Consider the following 14,074-nt stretch of genomic DNA (forward strand, 5'->3'; position numbering starts at 1 on the left):
ACGTATGGCCGCCCGTTGGAGGATCTGGGTCGCACAAGTCTATTGGGGCGGACGTCTCACCGATACTGGTAAATTTGACAGGTGGTGGGTTGGCTCGGCGAGCCGCCTAGCATGGCCCTGGCTTGGGATCGCCGATGTGGGCTTACCGGGAAACCATTGGTGCGCGTCCGGCTGTCGCCGCAGTGGGCTCTCGTCAACCGAGCCGCGCGGCGTCTCGGCCATTCGGCTTAGATCCCTTCTGTAATCCGAACTGGAAGGTCAAGCTCTTTCCGAGGCCCCCAGTGTCTCGTTTTTGGGTAGAAGCGGCCACCTCCAGATCAGCGGTTGAGCTTTCAATTTGACCCCACTACGCGGAAATAGGCGAGCCGGATGGCAACCTTCGACTAGATGGCTCATCGTGAGACAACCATCGCAAGACGTGATGCAAGCAGCTTTCCGATGAGTTTCATTGGGTATGTCTGATAGCTAGGAGCATCATGCGGAATTTCCGTGTTGACAAGACGGTACTTTGTTTGAGTCCTCATCTCGATGGGTGGGAGGTCACCATCAAATCGAGCGCGATACATCGACACCCAGTGGCCGCGGCCGAACTTCAAGAACATGCCCGAGTTGCAGCAGGACGCCACGAACCGCTGGGTAGGCGCACTGTCTTTGATCTTGTAGCCCACCAATAAGTCTGCGCCCGACACGCAACCAAACCGGTCGTCACGGTAGCTGAGATAAGGGGTGCCTCCGTCAGCGTCGAGGACACGTGCAGCATTCGGCAGCCTCTCGATCTCCTGGCCACCTTTCTGACAGTCGTCGCAGTAACACACCACACTCAAGATTGGCGTGCCAACAGCCTGGCACCGAACGCGACCGCAAACGCATGACGACATTCTGATCGTCTGATGTGCTTTCGCCATCTGGATCTTTCCTGCTTCCTGTGCAGACCTTCTTTCCAAGTCTATTGTCAACGACGCATAACATCAAACGAGCATCTGTATAACGGAACATGTTTGAATTGAATGACAGGGATGTTTGAAGTTGGCTCATCACTGCCTTCAATTGCTCGCCGAGGAATGCCTCCTTCTGAGGCAGGGGAGGAAGTGACGGCCTGGCGACGCACCGTTCCGTCGTCACGCTCTACTCGCAGGCATACGCCAGCGACCGGAGTCGTAAAGCGTCTCCGCCAGTTGGGTGACGATCGTTCGTTGCCGCTTACTGCTTCTGCCTGGTCCGCGCTTCTGTTCGGAGTCGACCCAAAATGGCTCGCTCCATGATGGGGTCCGGCGAGGCGAGGTCGTCCAAGCTCACAGCACGTGCTCGAATCCGCACGAATCGAAACGGACTGACCTACCCCACGTCCTCGGCAGAGCAGATGGCTACGCCGGGAACGATCCTTAAGTCCCGCATGCGGCAGGCGGCTGGCCGAAACGGAAGTCCGTGCCAGCCACCCACATACGGTGCAGGATGATGGCTAACTTTCTGGCGACAGCTACGCATGCTTTCTTCACGCCCATGCGCTTACCGCGCAAATCTTCTATGTCGGCGCCCATGCCCGTGTCGTCGGCAGCCAACCGGTGAAGACAGATTTGACCACGCACGCACCGGGTATCGAAGACACCCCGGCCGGCAAGGCGTGATCAGGTCGCCACGCCAATTGGGCCATCCAGATGCCCCTGGCCGACATTGAACCGCAGATCCGCGTCGGGCCGCAGATCTAGGACATTCCGATCAATCTATTCGAACGTCCGATGTTCGATGCTCGCGACCCTGATTCATCCATCTGACGCGGCAGAATCTTCCTTCACGCCGCGGGCGACGATCCGCAGTGACCCATCCGGCAGAGGTCGCTGCAGCTTCAAGGCGTCGCTTGAAGGAGCGGTCATCCAGGTCTCGACTTCCTCCGGCGCTGTCAGGATCACCGGCATCGCCTTCGGATGGATGGCGCCGACCTCGGCGTTCGGCTCCGACGTGAGGAATGCGAAGAGGTCATTGGTCGTTTCGCCTTCCTTGACCTTCCGGACCGACGTCCAGTTGGTCCAGATGCCGGCGAAGCACGCGAGTGGACGGGTCTCATCGAGCGCAAACCAGATATCGCCGCCTTCGGCCTTGTTGAACTCGCTGAAGGAGTTGAACGGCACGACGCAGCGATTTTCGGTCCCGAGCCATCGCGTCCAGTGCTTGCTCGTCACGTTGCGGATGTTGGTCGTGCCGCCGTCGGGCTCCATTCTGAGCAATTCCTTGAAATCGACCGTCTTGCCCTTGGCCTGCAGCTTCTCGGCTCGCTTCTTCGTGGCATCCATCAGCGCTTTTGACGACGACGGCATTCCCCATCGCGCCGTGGCGAGCTCGCGGCCTTGGGCCCCGTTGCGCACGATCGGCGCCTGGTAGTCCGGAAACACACCGGGCATCGGCGCCAGATTGCCGACATATCGGTTCACGACGCGGAATAGCGCGCTGATGGCGGCCTGGTTGGTCGTGATCGAGTAGAGATTGCACATCGGTCAAGGTGTAGTTCGAGAGTGGCGAGGTTGCCAGGCCAACTGTAGCAGAATAGCGGATGGACGCCGGCCCGCCTTGGCGCATTTCCGGCAGCGCAGCCGGCTGGCGAGATCGTGCACGAAGGTGGTCGGCGGATGCTTGATCGCGCCAAGGTCGACGTCACTCGGCGTCTTGCAGCGCGCACACCGGATCTCAAGCCAGGGAAAACCTCCATTCACAGCCTGATCGATGGTCGGTGACGGATCGATCGGTTCGCCGTCGCTCCACATCCGCTCATTCCAGCTTTCGCAAAGCAGCCTGTCAGCTTGCTGGATCATGGCCTCGCCCTTGGCCCGCATTTCCGTTGACTGGGCTGCCAGGATGTTGGCCATGGCTCGTGCCTTGCCGAGCTCTTTTGTCAGAGCCTTGCGATCGCCGCCCGACAGGGGGGTGGGGTGGTACTTCGGGGCCATCCGGACATCCAGGTGCTAACAGGTCGGATCGGCAATCCGGAGCAGTTACGGTGTCTCGAACGCCGGCCAGCACCCGTCTTCTTCATGCCTGCCGGTACGCTGCTGGCAGGTATTGTCGAGCAACCGCTGCGCCACGTCCTTCCAAAGCGCGTTGCCGCCATACAATCGGACTGCATCAGCCTTCTGGATTTCCACGGTCCGCTCGCAGCGGCGGCAGGAGATGCGCAGCAGGTGGCGTTGAATCTCGCAAAGACGTCGCTGCTGCTTCCGCGCCCCGCTCTCGTCGGCGCGAGGGTCCTTCAAGACCGATTCCCAATATTCCGCGGGAAGCGGCGCATCCGGAGGGGCAGAGGAGGGGGGCGGTCTACGGGCAGCTTCGGCGGCCAGTTTTTCCATCTGCTTCGGGGTCGGCATGCGCCAGCTCGCGGGTCGATCGGTCATCCCGAATTAGAACATAACAAGAACAAATGTCGAGTCCGCTCAGACCCTCATTTTGGAAAAAATCATCCTGATTGGAGTGGGGGTGATGTCGGAACCAAGCCGTGCCATTCGTCTTGAATCCAGCACGAGTAACGGAGTTTCCCCGCGATGGCCCCCCGCGCTAACTGGAAAGGCTTCCTGCGTCTTTCCCTCGTCACCTGTCCGGTAGCGCTCTATCCGGCCACGTCGGAATCCGAAAAGGTCTCGTTCAACCAGCTCAACCGAAAGACCGGCCACCGGATCAAATACGCCAAGGTGGACGCCGACACCGGCGAGGAGGTCGACAACGAGGACATCGTCAAGGGCTACAAGGTCGACACCGACACATTCATCGAGGTGACGAAGGAGGAGCTCGAGAACGTTGCGCTGGAATCGACGCGAACGATCGAGATCGACGAGTTCGTCGACCGCAGCGAGATTGATCCGCGCTATCTGATCCGCCCTTATTATCTGACTCCGGATGGCAAAGTCGGGCACGACGCCTTCGCCGTGATCCGCGAAACCATCCGCGAAATGAACAAGGTCGCAATCGGTCGCGTGGTGCTGACCAATCGCGAGCACATCATTGCGCTGGAGCCGCTCGACAAGGGGCTGATGGGGACGCTGCTTCGCTATCCCTACGAAGTTCGGTCCGCGGAGGAATATTTCGACGATATCCAGGACGTCAAAGTCACGAAGGACATGCTTGATCTCGCCAGGCACATCGTCAATCAGAAGGCGGGTCATTTCGAGCCAGACAAGTTTGAAGACCAGTACGAAACTGCCCTCATCGATCTCATCAATCAGAAGCGCGCGGGCAAACCCATCACCGCGAAGGCGCGCCCTCGAGGCGAGAACGTTGTCGACCTGATGGACGCGCTGCGCAAGAGCATTGGAAGAGACGGGGTGGCTGCAACAGAGGCGCCGAAGAAGCCAGGCAAAAAGCCGCGCAAGGCGGCGGCCAGCCAGAAGGAAATGCTGATGCCGATCGCAGGCAAGAAACCGGCGAAGGAGGCTGCGGCGAAGAAGCCGGCAGCCAAACCGCAGCGGAAGTCGGCTTAGTGTCGTGAAACATCCAAAAGCCGCTATCTTCGACCTGGACGGCACGCTTCTCGACTCGGTGGATCTCCACGCGCTGGCTTGGCAGGAAGCCATGCTCCAGTTCGGCCACGATGTGAGTTTTGAACAGGTACGAAGCCAGATAGGGAAAGGGGGAGACAAGCTCATACCCGCTTTTCTGTCCGCCGACGAACAACGCGAACATGGCAAGGACCTGGAGGAGTGGCGCGGCAATCGGTTCAAGAACGAATATCTGCCGCTTGTGCGTCCGTTCTCGGCGGTACCCGACCTGCTGCGACGTGTTCGCGGCGCCGGACTTCGGATCGCGGTTGCTTCATCGGCCAAGAAAGATGAAGTCGATAAGTATCTCGACATCGCTGGCATCACGGACCTGGTAGATGTGACGACGTCCTCAGATGATGCCGAGGAATCGAAGCCTGCGCCGGACATTTTCAATGTCGTTCTCAAGAAGCTCAAGATCGATGGCGCCGACGCTGTCGTGATCGGTGATACGCCGTACGATGCGGAAGCGGCTCGTAAGGCGGGAGTTCGCACGGTCGGCGTGCTCTGCGGAGGCTTCTCGGAAGACGAATTGAGGAAAGCCGGATGCGCGGAGGTGTATCCGGGGCCCGCTGCGCTACTAGCCTGTTTCGAACGATCTATGCTGTGCAACTAGCCAGTCGTCGGGCCTCAGTGCTCCTCGCCTGCTCAGCTCTCGATTGCTACTTGCATAATAGGAGCGACATGGCTGCGGTGAAAAAGACTTCCACGAGATCGACCTTGAGCGCGGGCATTCTCGCGTACCGCAAAGGTGTTCGTGGGCTGGAGGTACTGCTTGTTCATCCCGGCGGTCCATTCTGGCGTAACAAGGATGATGGCGCCTGGTCCATTCCGAAGGGCGAAATCAATGCCAACGATCCGCCGGAGAACGTCGCGCGCCGCGAGTTTGCCGAAGAGCTCGGCCCAAGTGCTTCGATTGGTCCACTCCATGCGCTGGGGGAAGTCCGACAGCGAGGAGGAAAGCGCGTCATCGCGTTCGTCGGCGAGGGCCGTTTTGACCCGGTGGCGCTGACCAGCAATACCTTTGAAATCGAGTGGCCGCCCCGAAGCGGTCGACGGCAGAGCTTTCCCGAAGTCGACCGCGCCGAATGGTTTGATATCGAGCTCGCGCGGACCAAGATGCTGTCCGCCCAAGCTGAGTTTCTTGATCGCCTCTTGGCGATCGTGGTTGAGGGCGTCGGGAAATGATGTTCAGGATTGGAATCATTTCGGACACGCACGGCCTGTTGAGGCCCGAGGCGGAACGAGGCCTGACGGGCGTCGATCATATCATCCATGCCGGCGACATCGGGCGCCCCGAGGTCGTCGACGCACTTCGCCGCATCGCGCCCGTCACGGCCATTCGAGGGAACGTGGACAGTGGCGCGTGGGCCCGCGACTACCCCGACACGAAACTCGTGCGCCTGGCGGGAAAGTCGATCTATGTTCTGCACGATTTGAAGACGCTGAAGGCCGATTCCGGCGCCGGCATCGACGTCATTGTCTCCGGGCATTCCCACGTGCCGAAGATCGACACGGTCGGCGGCGTTCTTTACCTGAATCCCGGCAGCGCGGGACCCCGGCGTTTCAAGCTGGCGATCACGCTCGCGACGCTCGAGGTCACGCCTGAGGGCATACGACCGGAGATCCACGACCTGGGAGGCGACTGAGTGTCACCGCGGAGGGAATTCACGGCGAAGTGGCGAGTGCGTCAGCCCTTCCGTTTGTCGGCTACGCCCGAAGAGAAGCGCTATTTGCGCGGACGTTCTCGCTCGCGCACGACATCCTTCGCTCGCTTGTCTGACCTGAGCCCAAGGTAGACGGGCTGGCGTAGTTCGCCCTTACGCGTCCACTCCGCAAATTTGACCTCCGCAACCAACGAGGGCTTGACCCAGGTCGTGGCGGCCTCGTCTTTCACTTTGGCAGCGAAGGGAGATTTTGGGGTTGTCAGCTTCACGAGCCTGGCATGAAGGTCTTCCAGGACCTTGTGGCTGAAGCCAGTGCCGACATGTCCGATGTAGCGCCATTTGTCGTCTTCCCGCACGGCGAGGACCAGGGCGCCGAAGAACGGCCTGGTGCGCTTGGGCGCTGTGAACCCGGCGATCACCACTTCCTGCCGCTTTGCCGTCTTGATCTTCAGCCAATCCGCCGTCCGGCTTCCGGACGCATACGCGCTGTCGGCGCGCTTCGCCATGATGCCTTCCAGACCCTTCCGCTCGGCCTCGGCGAAGAATTTCGTGCCGTTCGCTTTGCGGAGACGGCTGAAGGCGATCAGCCGGTGGCGCGGCAGGATCGCTTTCAGCCGCTCCTTGCGCTCTATAAGAGGCCGTTTGCGCAAGTCAACTGCGTTCTGAAACATGAGATCGAAGGCGCAATACAGGAGATTCGCTTCATGACGCAGCGCGTTTTGAAGCAGCTGGAAATGCGAGACGCCGTCTTTTCCGATCGCGACGAGTTCGCCGTCGATCACGGCGTCGCCCTTCACGCCCTCCAGCGCTTGGGCGACTTCGATATAGCTGCGGCTGATGATTTTGCCGTTGCGGCTGTAGAGCGAAACCTTGCCCCGCCGGATTTCCGCGATCATCCGGAACCCATCGTATTTATCCTCGAAAACCCAGCCGGGGTCGTCGAACGGCGCATCGGTAAGCGTCGCGAGCATCGGCTGTAGGCGCTTGGGCAGGGTCGACGTCCGGCTCATTCAAGGGCCAATCCTTCAGAGCGTGTTGCGTAATGCACGGACGGCCTTCAAGAATGAAGGAACGCCTAAAGCCATGGCATGTTCCCTCGCACGCCGCGATAAACATAGAGTGTGCGACCTCAACTATCGAACGGGGGGCCTGATTAGACCGATGGCCAGAAAACTGAAAACCTACCAGACGTCGCTGGGCTTCTTCGATCTGGCGATCGCCGTTCCTTCCATGAAAGCGGCGTTGGAAGCGTGGGGCGCAGACAGCAATCTCTTTCATCAGGGCGCGGCAAAGGAAAGCGATGATCCTGATGTCATCGCTGCGACCATCGCAAAGCCCGGCGTCGTGCTCAGGCGCCCCGTCGGATCTGACGGATCTTTCAGCGAACATGCCGAGTTGCCAACTGATCTCGGCGACGACAGACCAACTAAAGCTGCCCGCAAGTTGAAAGGCCCCAAGGCGAAGAAGCATTCCTCGCGCCCCGTCGACAAGGTTGCGGAGCGCAAGGCCGCTCTCGACTACGACCGGGAGGAGAAGCGCCGCGAGCTTGAACAAGCGAGGGAGGAGGCGGCCAGGCAGAAGGAGCGCGAACGCCGTCAGCAGGCGGTCGACAAGGCGCAAGCTGCGTTTGATAAGGCAGAGCAGGAGCACGCGAAGCGGGCCGCTTCCATCCAGGCCGAGGTCGAGGCTATCGAGAGGAGGTCGCAGGCCGAAGAAACCCGCTGGGATAAGGAGAAGGCGCGATTGGAAGCTGCGCTGCGGCGGGCGCGGAGCTAGCTAGGTCAATGTGCGCAAAAAGGGTGGCGAAAAAGCTGGTCCCTGAAATGGTAAAGGGGGTTGGCGTCGAGGCTCGGCACAAGCCCTTCTATAGCGCTCAGCTAGCCTGGAGGGCATTCCGGGCAGGTATCACCGATGGAGTTCAGCACGTCGAGCACCTCCGCCGCAGCTGCATCAGGGGAGATGCCTGATGGCGGGTCTCCACGCGCGATATCAAAGGCCCGCTCTCGTGCGTGCGGATCGGCGCGATCCTGCATCCAACCGTGTTCGTTGCACTCGTGGATTGCGCCCGCTTCCTGGAGTACCTGGATCGCCCATCCCCGCAGGGTCTGTATGGCTGGCCTTCGTTCTCGCGTCGTCAACATTGAGATAGCTCCTGCTACGACGAATCCTTAAGTCTGTCATTCGTTCCCCGTTAGCACAGGGCGGCGATTTGTAATGAGGAGAGAGCATGGTTGGGCGTGTTATAACCGACACGCCACGGCTTCTCGAAGAGCCGCAATCGTTTCCTGTTGATTCGGATTTGAATGTTTGACGCACAACCAAATATTGCGAGGCAGTTGCTAATTCTCTCGCCTTGGCTCTCCTGGTTTTGGTTCGAGCGCGTGCGGCAAGCGCCGCGCGGGCTCTTGTGAACCGAGTCGCACGGCGTCTCGGCCATCCGGCTTCGATCCCTCGCGCAAGCAGTAGAATATAATGTGTCGCTTGCCGGAGGCACTCGCTCGCTGGCCCTGCCGGCACAGTGCATGCCGGCGTCGCTATCGCTGTCCCGCGCTCGGGTGCCTTGTTAACCGGTCTCGCGACTGCAGTCGCCTCGGTGCCCGCGGTCATTGCATGCCCGCGTCGCTATCACTGCCTTCTCGTCGGCTGCTCTTTGATTAGGTCGCTTTTGGCTTGATTTAACTTCGTTTGCGCTACCCAGCATTCTCACACTTGAGAGCATCACCATTGCGATCACTTAACCACCGCACCTTCGGTGCGGGGACGGCCGCTTCGCGAAGACATTGAAGGGGCGCTGCCCCTCGCGCGCGCCAGGGTAAAGCGCCGGCTGGCGCCGGCGCCGCCCCGAGCGGTCTCCCCGGTCTTCCGCGCTGCTTTCACGTTGTCGACTTTCGATGATGTGACACACGCTTGTGCAGACCCGCTTCTCACGAAGCGGCCCTTCGGGCGGGTGATACCCCACCGCTCGGGTCGCCCTGGCACTCGCTACCCCCGGTCTCGCCGACGGGCAGGGGTGCAGGCGCGTGGTGCGCCTTGCACCCATGGAAGCAAAAGGAAGAATGATCATGTCGGCCAAGTCAATTGGAATACCTGATGGAACAGAGGTTCGGATTCCGCTCGGCAAGCTCAAGAAGTCGCCGAAGAATGCGCGCAAGACGCCGCACAGCGAGGCGGCGATCCAGGCGTTGGCGGCGAGCATCGCCGTCAAAGGCATGCTGCAGAATCTGGTTGTCGAGCCGGAGGTCGATGGCGAGGGGGCGGCGACAGGGTTCTTTTGCGTGACCATCGGAGAGGGCCGGCGGCTGGCACAGCTGCTGCGGGTGAAGCGCAAGGAAATCAAGAAAAACGAGCTGATCCGCTGCGTCATCGACACCGCGAACGACCCTCACGAAATCAGCCTGGACGAGAACGTCACCCGGGAAAGCATGCACCCGGCCGATCAGTTCGAGGCTTTCAAGAAGCTTGCGGACGAGCGTGGTTTTGGTGTGGAGGAGATCGCGGCGCGCTTTGGCGTCACCGCGCATGTGGTGCGGCAACGCCTGCGGCTCGGCGCGGTTTCGTCCAAATTGGTGCAGCTCTATCGCGGTGGCGATCTGACGCTTGAGCAACTGATGGCGTTTGCCATCACCGATGATCATGCCCGGCAGGAAGCCCTCTATGAGCGCCTGCCCTTCGACCCGGATGCTGCCACCATCCGCCGTCTGCTCACCGAAACCCACGTTCCTGCCACGGATCGGCGTGCTCGTTTCGTCGGGCTCGAGGCCTATGCGGAGGCGGGCGGCACCGTGCTGCGCGACCTCTTCACCGAGGATCGCGGCGGCTATCTGGAAGATGTGGCGCTGCTCGATCTGCTGGTGACGGCAAGGCTCGGCCGCGAGGCGGATCGGTTGCGGGCGGCCGAGGGATGGAAGTGGACGGAGCCCTATCTCGACTTCCCGCATGCCCACGGCATGCGCCGAACGTATCCGCATCCGGTCGAGCTGTCTGCGGAGGATCAGGCCGCGCTTGAGGCCGTTCAGAGCGAGTTCGACCGGCTGACCGAGCAGTATCAGACGGCCCAGGAACTGCCTGACGAGGTGGACGCGCGGTTCGGCGAGCTGGAGACCGAAATCGAGCGGCTGGAGGCAAAGCGGCAGGCCTACGATCCCGCCGACGTCGCGCGCGGCGGCGCCTTCGTGGTCCTCAATCACGACGGCACGGTGCGGGTCGAGCGGGGTTTCATCCGCCCCGAGGACGAGAAACCCGAGGGCACAAACGGACAAGACGGCAACGCTCAGGCCTCGGAAGAGGAGGGCGAAAGAGGCGTCGAAGCTGCGCACGACGGTGAAGAAGAGGAGAGTGCCAGCGACGAGGAGGACGAAGATCAGCGGCTGTCCGACACGCTGGTTCGTGACCTCACAGCGCACCGGACCTTGGGGCTGCGCCTCAATTTGAGTGAACAGCCGGAGGTCGCCATCGTGGCGGTGACCCATGCGCTGGCGGCCCAAATCTTCTACTTCGGGGCCAATGCGCATGTGGTCGGCATTCAACCGGTGAAGACGGATTTGGCTGTGCATGCGGCCGGAATCGAGGACACGGCGGCGGGCAAGGCGTGGTCGGATCGGCATGCCAATTGGGCTAGGCAGATGCCCAAAGACCCGAGTGGGCTGTGGGAATTCGTGGCTGAACTCGACCACGACAGCCGCATGTCCCTGTTCGCGCATTGCGCAGCATTGACCGTCAATGCGGTCAAACTGCCGTTCGACCGGAGGCCGCGCGCCCTCGTCGCAGCCCGGCATTTGGCCGAGGCCGTGGGCCTCGACATGACCGGATATTGGCGGCCGACGGTCGGCAGCTATCTTGGCCGCGTCACCAAAACTGGCATTCTGGAGGCCGTCCGTGAAGGCGTCAGCGAGGAGGCCGCGGAGCGCTTGTCGGGCATGAAAAAGACCGAGATGGCGGCCGCCGCCGAGCAGCTGCTGGTGCCAACCGGCTGGCTGCCGTCCTTGCTGCGGACGGTCAGGACGGATCAGGTGGCTGCGCCAGACGAGGCGCAGGGTAGCGACTTCTGTTCACAAGCTGCGGAGTAAGTGGCGAGCCGGGGTCGCAAGGACGGCCCCGGCAAGCTCCAAATTTGCGGCCGCGCACCTGACGGTGCGCGGCCGGTTTAGTTGAAGCGAAGCGGCGATTGCCGACGCTGATCACCCCTCACATGCGGGCCAGGATCCATCCGATCCACGCCTTTTGCCGCGGCCGGAGTGGCTGCCTCGTGCCTTCCTTTGCCCGAGCTAGGCGGTCAGGCCGGGGGCTGAGATCGTGTCCGGACCTTGTGAGGCGAGACGCAATTGCGGCGGATACTCTTGGCGCCGCCGTTGTTCTCCCAAGCGAAAATGCGGTTGAGTTCGCGCTCGTTTCCTGGTGCGTCGTTCCTGTCATTGATGCGCGGACGTCGGCCTTTCTTGATCGATCCCGCCGTTTTCCCGGTGCTGCGGTGGGCGCCGGTAGCCATGCTAATCCCGGTCAGTTTGGGCGTGGGCTCGCGTCCAACGCACCGTCGAATGGCTGATCAGGCCCGAGGGACGGCAAGAGCCTCGATCGCCTTCCCGCAACAGCTCACGCCTGCTTTTTTCCCCTGCCGCGAAGCGGCGGCATTCCTCGCGCAAGACAAAAAAGCAGGCTTTCGCCGTCCTCCGCTGCCGCTGCGGGCCCAAGGGCTGCGGGCCGATCGCTCCCCCGGGCCAAGGATCGCCATCGAGGCTGCGATGGGCGCGGCCCGAGCAAAACAGAGGAAGATTATCATGGCGACCATCGGCACCTTCACCGCTTCGGACAACGGCTACAACGGCTCGATCAAGACGCTGACGCTGAACATCAAGGCCAAGTTCACGGCCTCCGAAAAGGATAACGACAAGGCTCCCGACTACCGCATCTTTGCGGGTAGCACCGAGTTCGGCGCCGCCTGGAAGAAGACCGTCCGCGACAGCGACCGCGAATATCTCTCGGTCAAGCTCGATGATCCGAGCTTCCCGGCTCCGATCTACGCTTCGCTGGTCAAGGTCGAAGGCGAGGAAGGTTTTAGCCTGATCTGGTCGCGCCGCAGCGGCGACTGATCGCTCCGGATCATCGGCCCCGCCTCCTCGGAGGCGGGGCTTTTTGCGTTGCTTGCGCCGCTTTGGAAGGAAAAGGGCAGCTTTTTGCGCTCGGAAGAGGAGCTTTCCCGCGCAAGAACTGCGATCAACGGGGGCGATTTCTGATCGGCTTTTGGGCCGAGGGATCGCGATTTTTCGTCGGATCGAGCTTTGATTTTCGATCTTCGGAGACGCTATTTCACCCATCTCACGCGCGGTAATGTTGCTTCAGCTCGCGCCCTCAGGGCTCAAATTGCCCGTCGTTTTTCGAGCGAAAGGGCTCAATTTGGTGCGGCTCCGATCGAGCACTCGAGATTGACTTAGCAATTTGAGCTAAGCTAGGCGCACGAAGAAGACGGTAGGGGGTCTCGGCAAGATAAAAGCACTGTCGCCGATGTGCGGCTAAGTGGTTGTCTGCACATCCAGGATTTATCACCAATGGCGCTGCGCTCGTCACCACTGTGTAGGCAAATACCTAGTTTGCTTGTTAAAAATCGTTCCCATGCTCCAGAAGCATTGTCGTATCAGAAGTCCTGCAGTCTTGCCGGAAGCAATTCGATTCGATGGTCGGCGTGGTCTTTCATCGGATGCTGCCGCGAACCTCGTAACGAGCGCTCGCTTATTGTGCTCTAGCGATACGATCGCTGAGCTATCTAAACGTCAGCCGCGATACATTGTAGACGTAGTCTTGAGCGCCAACTGAATCGGCTATTTTTCGAGGTCATGTTGGATGTACGGAGGAGGTTGATGAACTTGATCGTCCCAATCGGCGACAATGCTGCGCTTCAAGGTTTCGACTTCAGCGTAACCAGCAAGCACACCTAGGCTTCCGCTGTCAGCCGCGCGATTGCTTCCTTCACTAGGTCCAATGAACGTTCAAGCCGATGCAGGAGAGCCAGTAGATCTGCGGTTGTTGCCTCCTCCATTCGGAGGTTTGTGTCAGCGACCGCTCGAGCAACCAGATCGTCGACCAGTGCAGTTGCTGCACCGTTCCCCAGTGTTGCCTCGACCTGTCCAGACGGGGTCAGGGCAATCAAGATCTTCGATCGCGCGAGAATTGCTTTTTCAGCGAGCAGGACGGGTAGTTGAACGGTACAGAGTACCTCGCCCGTTTCGATAAGCCGGTAGCCAGCATTGTACGATTGGCGAACGACGGGGGCGTCGCCAGATTCCAATTCAAAAAACGCCTCAGCTGACCCAATCTGAAGTTTCACGTCGTTCGCCCACTGAACGCGCACCGCTCCTATTCGTAGCAAATTCCCGGGTCGAATGTAACTTAAAAGCGGTCGCCTTAAAGGCGTCAGTTTGGCCCAAGTGTCCATGTGAAGCGGACGCACAAAGGCCCCTTGCGCGATATTCTGGCGAAAAACATGCGCCGCCTTCGGGCTGCGCGTGGTCTGAGTCAGGAGGCGCTGGCGCACGAGAGTGGGTTGAATAGGACCTATCTCAGCGGGGTTGAACGTTCTGAACGAAATGTGTCGATCGACAACGTGGCCCGGATTGCTAATGGTCTCGATATCGAGCCTTGGAAGCTGCTCAAGGACGAATAGGAATAGCTCGTTCGCTTAATACGAACGAAGAACTCACGGCTCTGTGCGGCCTGGGTTCACGGCAAGCTCGGTGAACGGCCAGGAAAGAGGAGCTGCTCGAAAAGAGCACTGCTCCTTTCGGAGAGGCCATAGGTCTTTCACGATCACGAACGTCCTATGCGGATAGGGACGGTCGGTTTCACCAGCCCGGACCACGTCAAAGAACTGGTAACTGCTCACGCGGGGCGCGTGGCTTC

General features: G+C 60.5%; 15 protein-coding genes and 1 pseudogene. 8 read left to right on the forward strand and 8 right to left on the reverse strand.

What is annotated here, in order from left to right; translation table 11 throughout:
- Window positions 1-392: 392 nt before the first annotated feature.
- From AKN83_RS42245 to AKN83_RS14720, 5 genes and pseudogenes are all read right to left on the reverse strand, one after another.
- Complete coding sequence (locus tag AKN83_RS42245) at window positions 393-905, reverse strand: GFA family protein (RefSeq protein ID WP_050401035.1); 513 nt, start codon at window positions 903-905, stop codon at window positions 393-395.
- A 477-nt stretch (window positions 906-1,382) separates the two neighbouring features.
- A pseudogene (locus AKN83_RS39640) lies at window positions 1,383-1,508 on the reverse strand (IS110 family transposase); the annotation flags it as partial.
- 252 nt (window positions 1,509-1,760) lie between these two features.
- Window positions 1,761-2,486, reverse strand: coding sequence for an SOS response-associated peptidase (locus AKN83_RS14710; protein WP_050401034.1), 726 nt, complete (start codon window positions 2,484-2,486; stop codon window positions 1,761-1,763).
- 3 nt (window positions 2,487-2,489) lie between these two features.
- Window positions 2,490-2,939, reverse strand: a complete 450-nt coding sequence (locus tag AKN83_RS14715) for a hypothetical protein (RefSeq protein ID WP_050401033.1) — start codon at window positions 2,937-2,939, stop codon at window positions 2,490-2,492.
- Window positions 2,940-2,984: 45 nt separating this feature from the next.
- A complete protein-coding gene (locus AKN83_RS14720; RefSeq protein WP_172803554.1) occupies window positions 2,985-3,380 on the reverse strand; it encodes a hypothetical protein in 396 nt (131 codons plus the stop codon).
- A 147-nt stretch (window positions 3,381-3,527) separates the two neighbouring features.
- Between AKN83_RS14720 and ku the strand changes: the two genes are divergently transcribed.
- The 4 genes from ku to AKN83_RS14740 all read left to right on the forward strand — a co-directional run bounded on the left by ku (window position 3,528) and on the right by AKN83_RS14740 (window position 6,166).
- A complete protein-coding gene (gene ku, locus AKN83_RS14725; protein WP_050401032.1) occupies window positions 3,528-4,460 on the forward strand; it encodes a non-homologous end joining protein Ku in 933 nt (310 codons plus the stop codon).
- Window positions 4,461-4,464: 4 nt separating this feature from the next.
- Window positions 4,465-5,133 carry an HAD family hydrolase gene (locus AKN83_RS14730; protein WP_050401031.1) on the forward strand — a complete coding sequence of 223 codons (669 nt, stop codon included), beginning with the start codon at window positions 4,465-4,467 and terminating at the stop codon, window positions 5,131-5,133.
- A 68-nt stretch (window positions 5,134-5,201) separates the two neighbouring features.
- Entirely contained in the window at window positions 5,202-5,705 is a 504-nt protein-coding gene (locus tag AKN83_RS14735) for an NUDIX hydrolase (RefSeq protein WP_050401030.1), read from the forward strand.
- Window positions 5,702-6,166: a metallophosphoesterase family protein gene (locus AKN83_RS14740; protein WP_050401029.1), complete on the forward strand. Its 465-nt coding sequence runs from the start codon at window positions 5,702-5,704 to the stop codon at window positions 6,164-6,166. Before AKN83_RS14735 ends, AKN83_RS14740 begins: the two co-directional genes overlap by 4 nt.
- 80 nt (window positions 6,167-6,246) lie before the next feature.
- Here the strand turns inward: AKN83_RS14740 and ligD are convergent, their stop codons facing one another.
- Window positions 6,247-7,194 (reverse strand): non-homologous end-joining DNA ligase, encoded by a 948-nt coding sequence (ligD, locus tag AKN83_RS14745; RefSeq protein ID WP_050401028.1) that lies wholly within the window; start codon window positions 7,192-7,194, stop codon window positions 6,247-6,249.
- A gap of 151 nt (window positions 7,195-7,345) precedes the next feature.
- Between ligD and AKN83_RS14750 the strand changes: the two genes are divergently transcribed.
- On the forward strand, window positions 7,346-7,960 hold the full coding sequence (locus AKN83_RS14750) for a cell envelope biogenesis protein TolA (protein WP_050401027.1): 615 nt from the start codon (window positions 7,346-7,348) through the stop codon (window positions 7,958-7,960).
- A 101-nt stretch (window positions 7,961-8,061) separates the two neighbouring features.
- On the opposite strand, the gene AKN83_RS41190 is transcribed toward AKN83_RS14750, so the two are convergent.
- Complete coding sequence (locus AKN83_RS41190) at window positions 8,062-8,325, reverse strand: hypothetical protein (protein ID WP_083992072.1); 264 nt, start codon at window positions 8,323-8,325, stop codon at window positions 8,062-8,064.
- A 915-nt stretch (window positions 8,326-9,240) separates the two neighbouring features.
- Between AKN83_RS41190 and AKN83_RS14755 the strand changes: the two genes are divergently transcribed.
- Entirely contained in the window at window positions 9,241-11,250 is a 2,010-nt protein-coding gene (locus tag AKN83_RS14755) for a ParB/RepB/Spo0J family partition protein (RefSeq protein WP_157113392.1), read from the forward strand.
- A 708-nt stretch (window positions 11,251-11,958) separates the two neighbouring features.
- Window positions 11,959-12,270 carry a DUF736 domain-containing protein gene (locus AKN83_RS14760; protein WP_050401026.1) on the forward strand — a complete coding sequence of 104 codons (312 nt, stop codon included), beginning with the start codon at window positions 11,959-11,961 and terminating at the stop codon, window positions 12,268-12,270.
- Between the two features lie 839 nt (window positions 12,271-13,109).
- On the opposite strand, the gene AKN83_RS14765 is transcribed toward AKN83_RS14760, so the two are convergent.
- Entirely contained in the window at window positions 13,110-13,502 is a 393-nt protein-coding gene (locus tag AKN83_RS14765) for a hypothetical protein (protein ID WP_157113393.1), read from the reverse strand.
- Window positions 13,503-13,634: 132 nt separating this feature from the next.
- Here AKN83_RS14765 and AKN83_RS14770 point away from each other — a divergent pair, with 132 nt between their 5' ends.
- Window positions 13,635-13,838: a helix-turn-helix domain-containing protein gene (locus tag AKN83_RS14770; RefSeq protein ID WP_347336826.1), complete on the forward strand. Its 204-nt coding sequence runs from the start codon at window positions 13,635-13,637 to the stop codon at window positions 13,836-13,838.
- Window positions 13,839-14,074 lie beyond the last annotated feature (236 nt).

The organism is Bradyrhizobium embrapense (genome assembly GCF_001189235.2).
In the GTDB taxonomy this organism is placed as follows: Bacteria; Pseudomonadota; Alphaproteobacteria; order Rhizobiales; family Xanthobacteraceae; genus Bradyrhizobium; species Bradyrhizobium embrapense.

What these genes read in the sequence shown, in the direction of transcription:
- AKN83_RS14710 (WP_050401034.1), bottom strand. Translation starts at nt 2,486, where the DNA reads ATGTGCAATCTCTACTCGATCACGACCAACCAGGCCGCCATCAGCGCG.
- AKN83_RS14720 (WP_172803554.1), bottom strand. Translation starts at nt 3,380, where the DNA reads ATGACCGATCGACCCGCGAGCTGGCGCATGCCGACCCCGAAGCAGATG.
- ligD (WP_050401028.1), bottom strand. Translation starts at nt 7,194, where the DNA reads ATGAGCCGGACGTCGACCCTGCCCAAGCGCCTACAGCCGATGCTCGCG.
- AKN83_RS14740 (WP_050401029.1), top strand. Translation starts at nt 5,702, where the DNA reads ATGATGTTCAGGATTGGAATCATTTCGGACACGCACGGCCTGTTGAGG.
- AKN83_RS14735 (WP_050401030.1), top strand. Translation starts at nt 5,202, where the DNA reads ATGGCTGCGGTGAAAAAGACTTCCACGAGATCGACCTTGAGCGCGGGC.
- AKN83_RS14715 (WP_050401033.1), bottom strand. Translation starts at nt 2,939, where the DNA reads ATGGCCCCGAAGTACCACCCCACCCCCCTGTCGGGCGGCGATCGCAAG.
- AKN83_RS14760 (WP_050401026.1), top strand. Translation starts at nt 11,959, where the DNA reads ATGGCGACCATCGGCACCTTCACCGCTTCGGACAACGGCTACAACGGC.
- AKN83_RS42245 (WP_050401035.1), bottom strand. Translation starts at nt 905, where the DNA reads ATGGCGAAAGCACATCAGACGATCAGAATGTCGTCATGCGTTTGCGGT.
- AKN83_RS14750 (WP_050401027.1), top strand. Translation starts at nt 7,346, where the DNA reads ATGGCCAGAAAACTGAAAACCTACCAGACGTCGCTGGGCTTCTTCGAT.
- AKN83_RS41190 (WP_083992072.1), bottom strand. Translation starts at nt 8,325, where the DNA reads ATGTTGACGACGCGAGAACGAAGGCCAGCCATACAGACCCTGCGGGGA.
- AKN83_RS14755 (WP_157113392.1), top strand. Translation starts at nt 9,241, where the DNA reads ATGATCATGTCGGCCAAGTCAATTGGAATACCTGATGGAACAGAGGTT.
- ku (WP_050401032.1), top strand. Translation starts at nt 3,528, where the DNA reads ATGGCCCCCCGCGCTAACTGGAAAGGCTTCCTGCGTCTTTCCCTCGTC.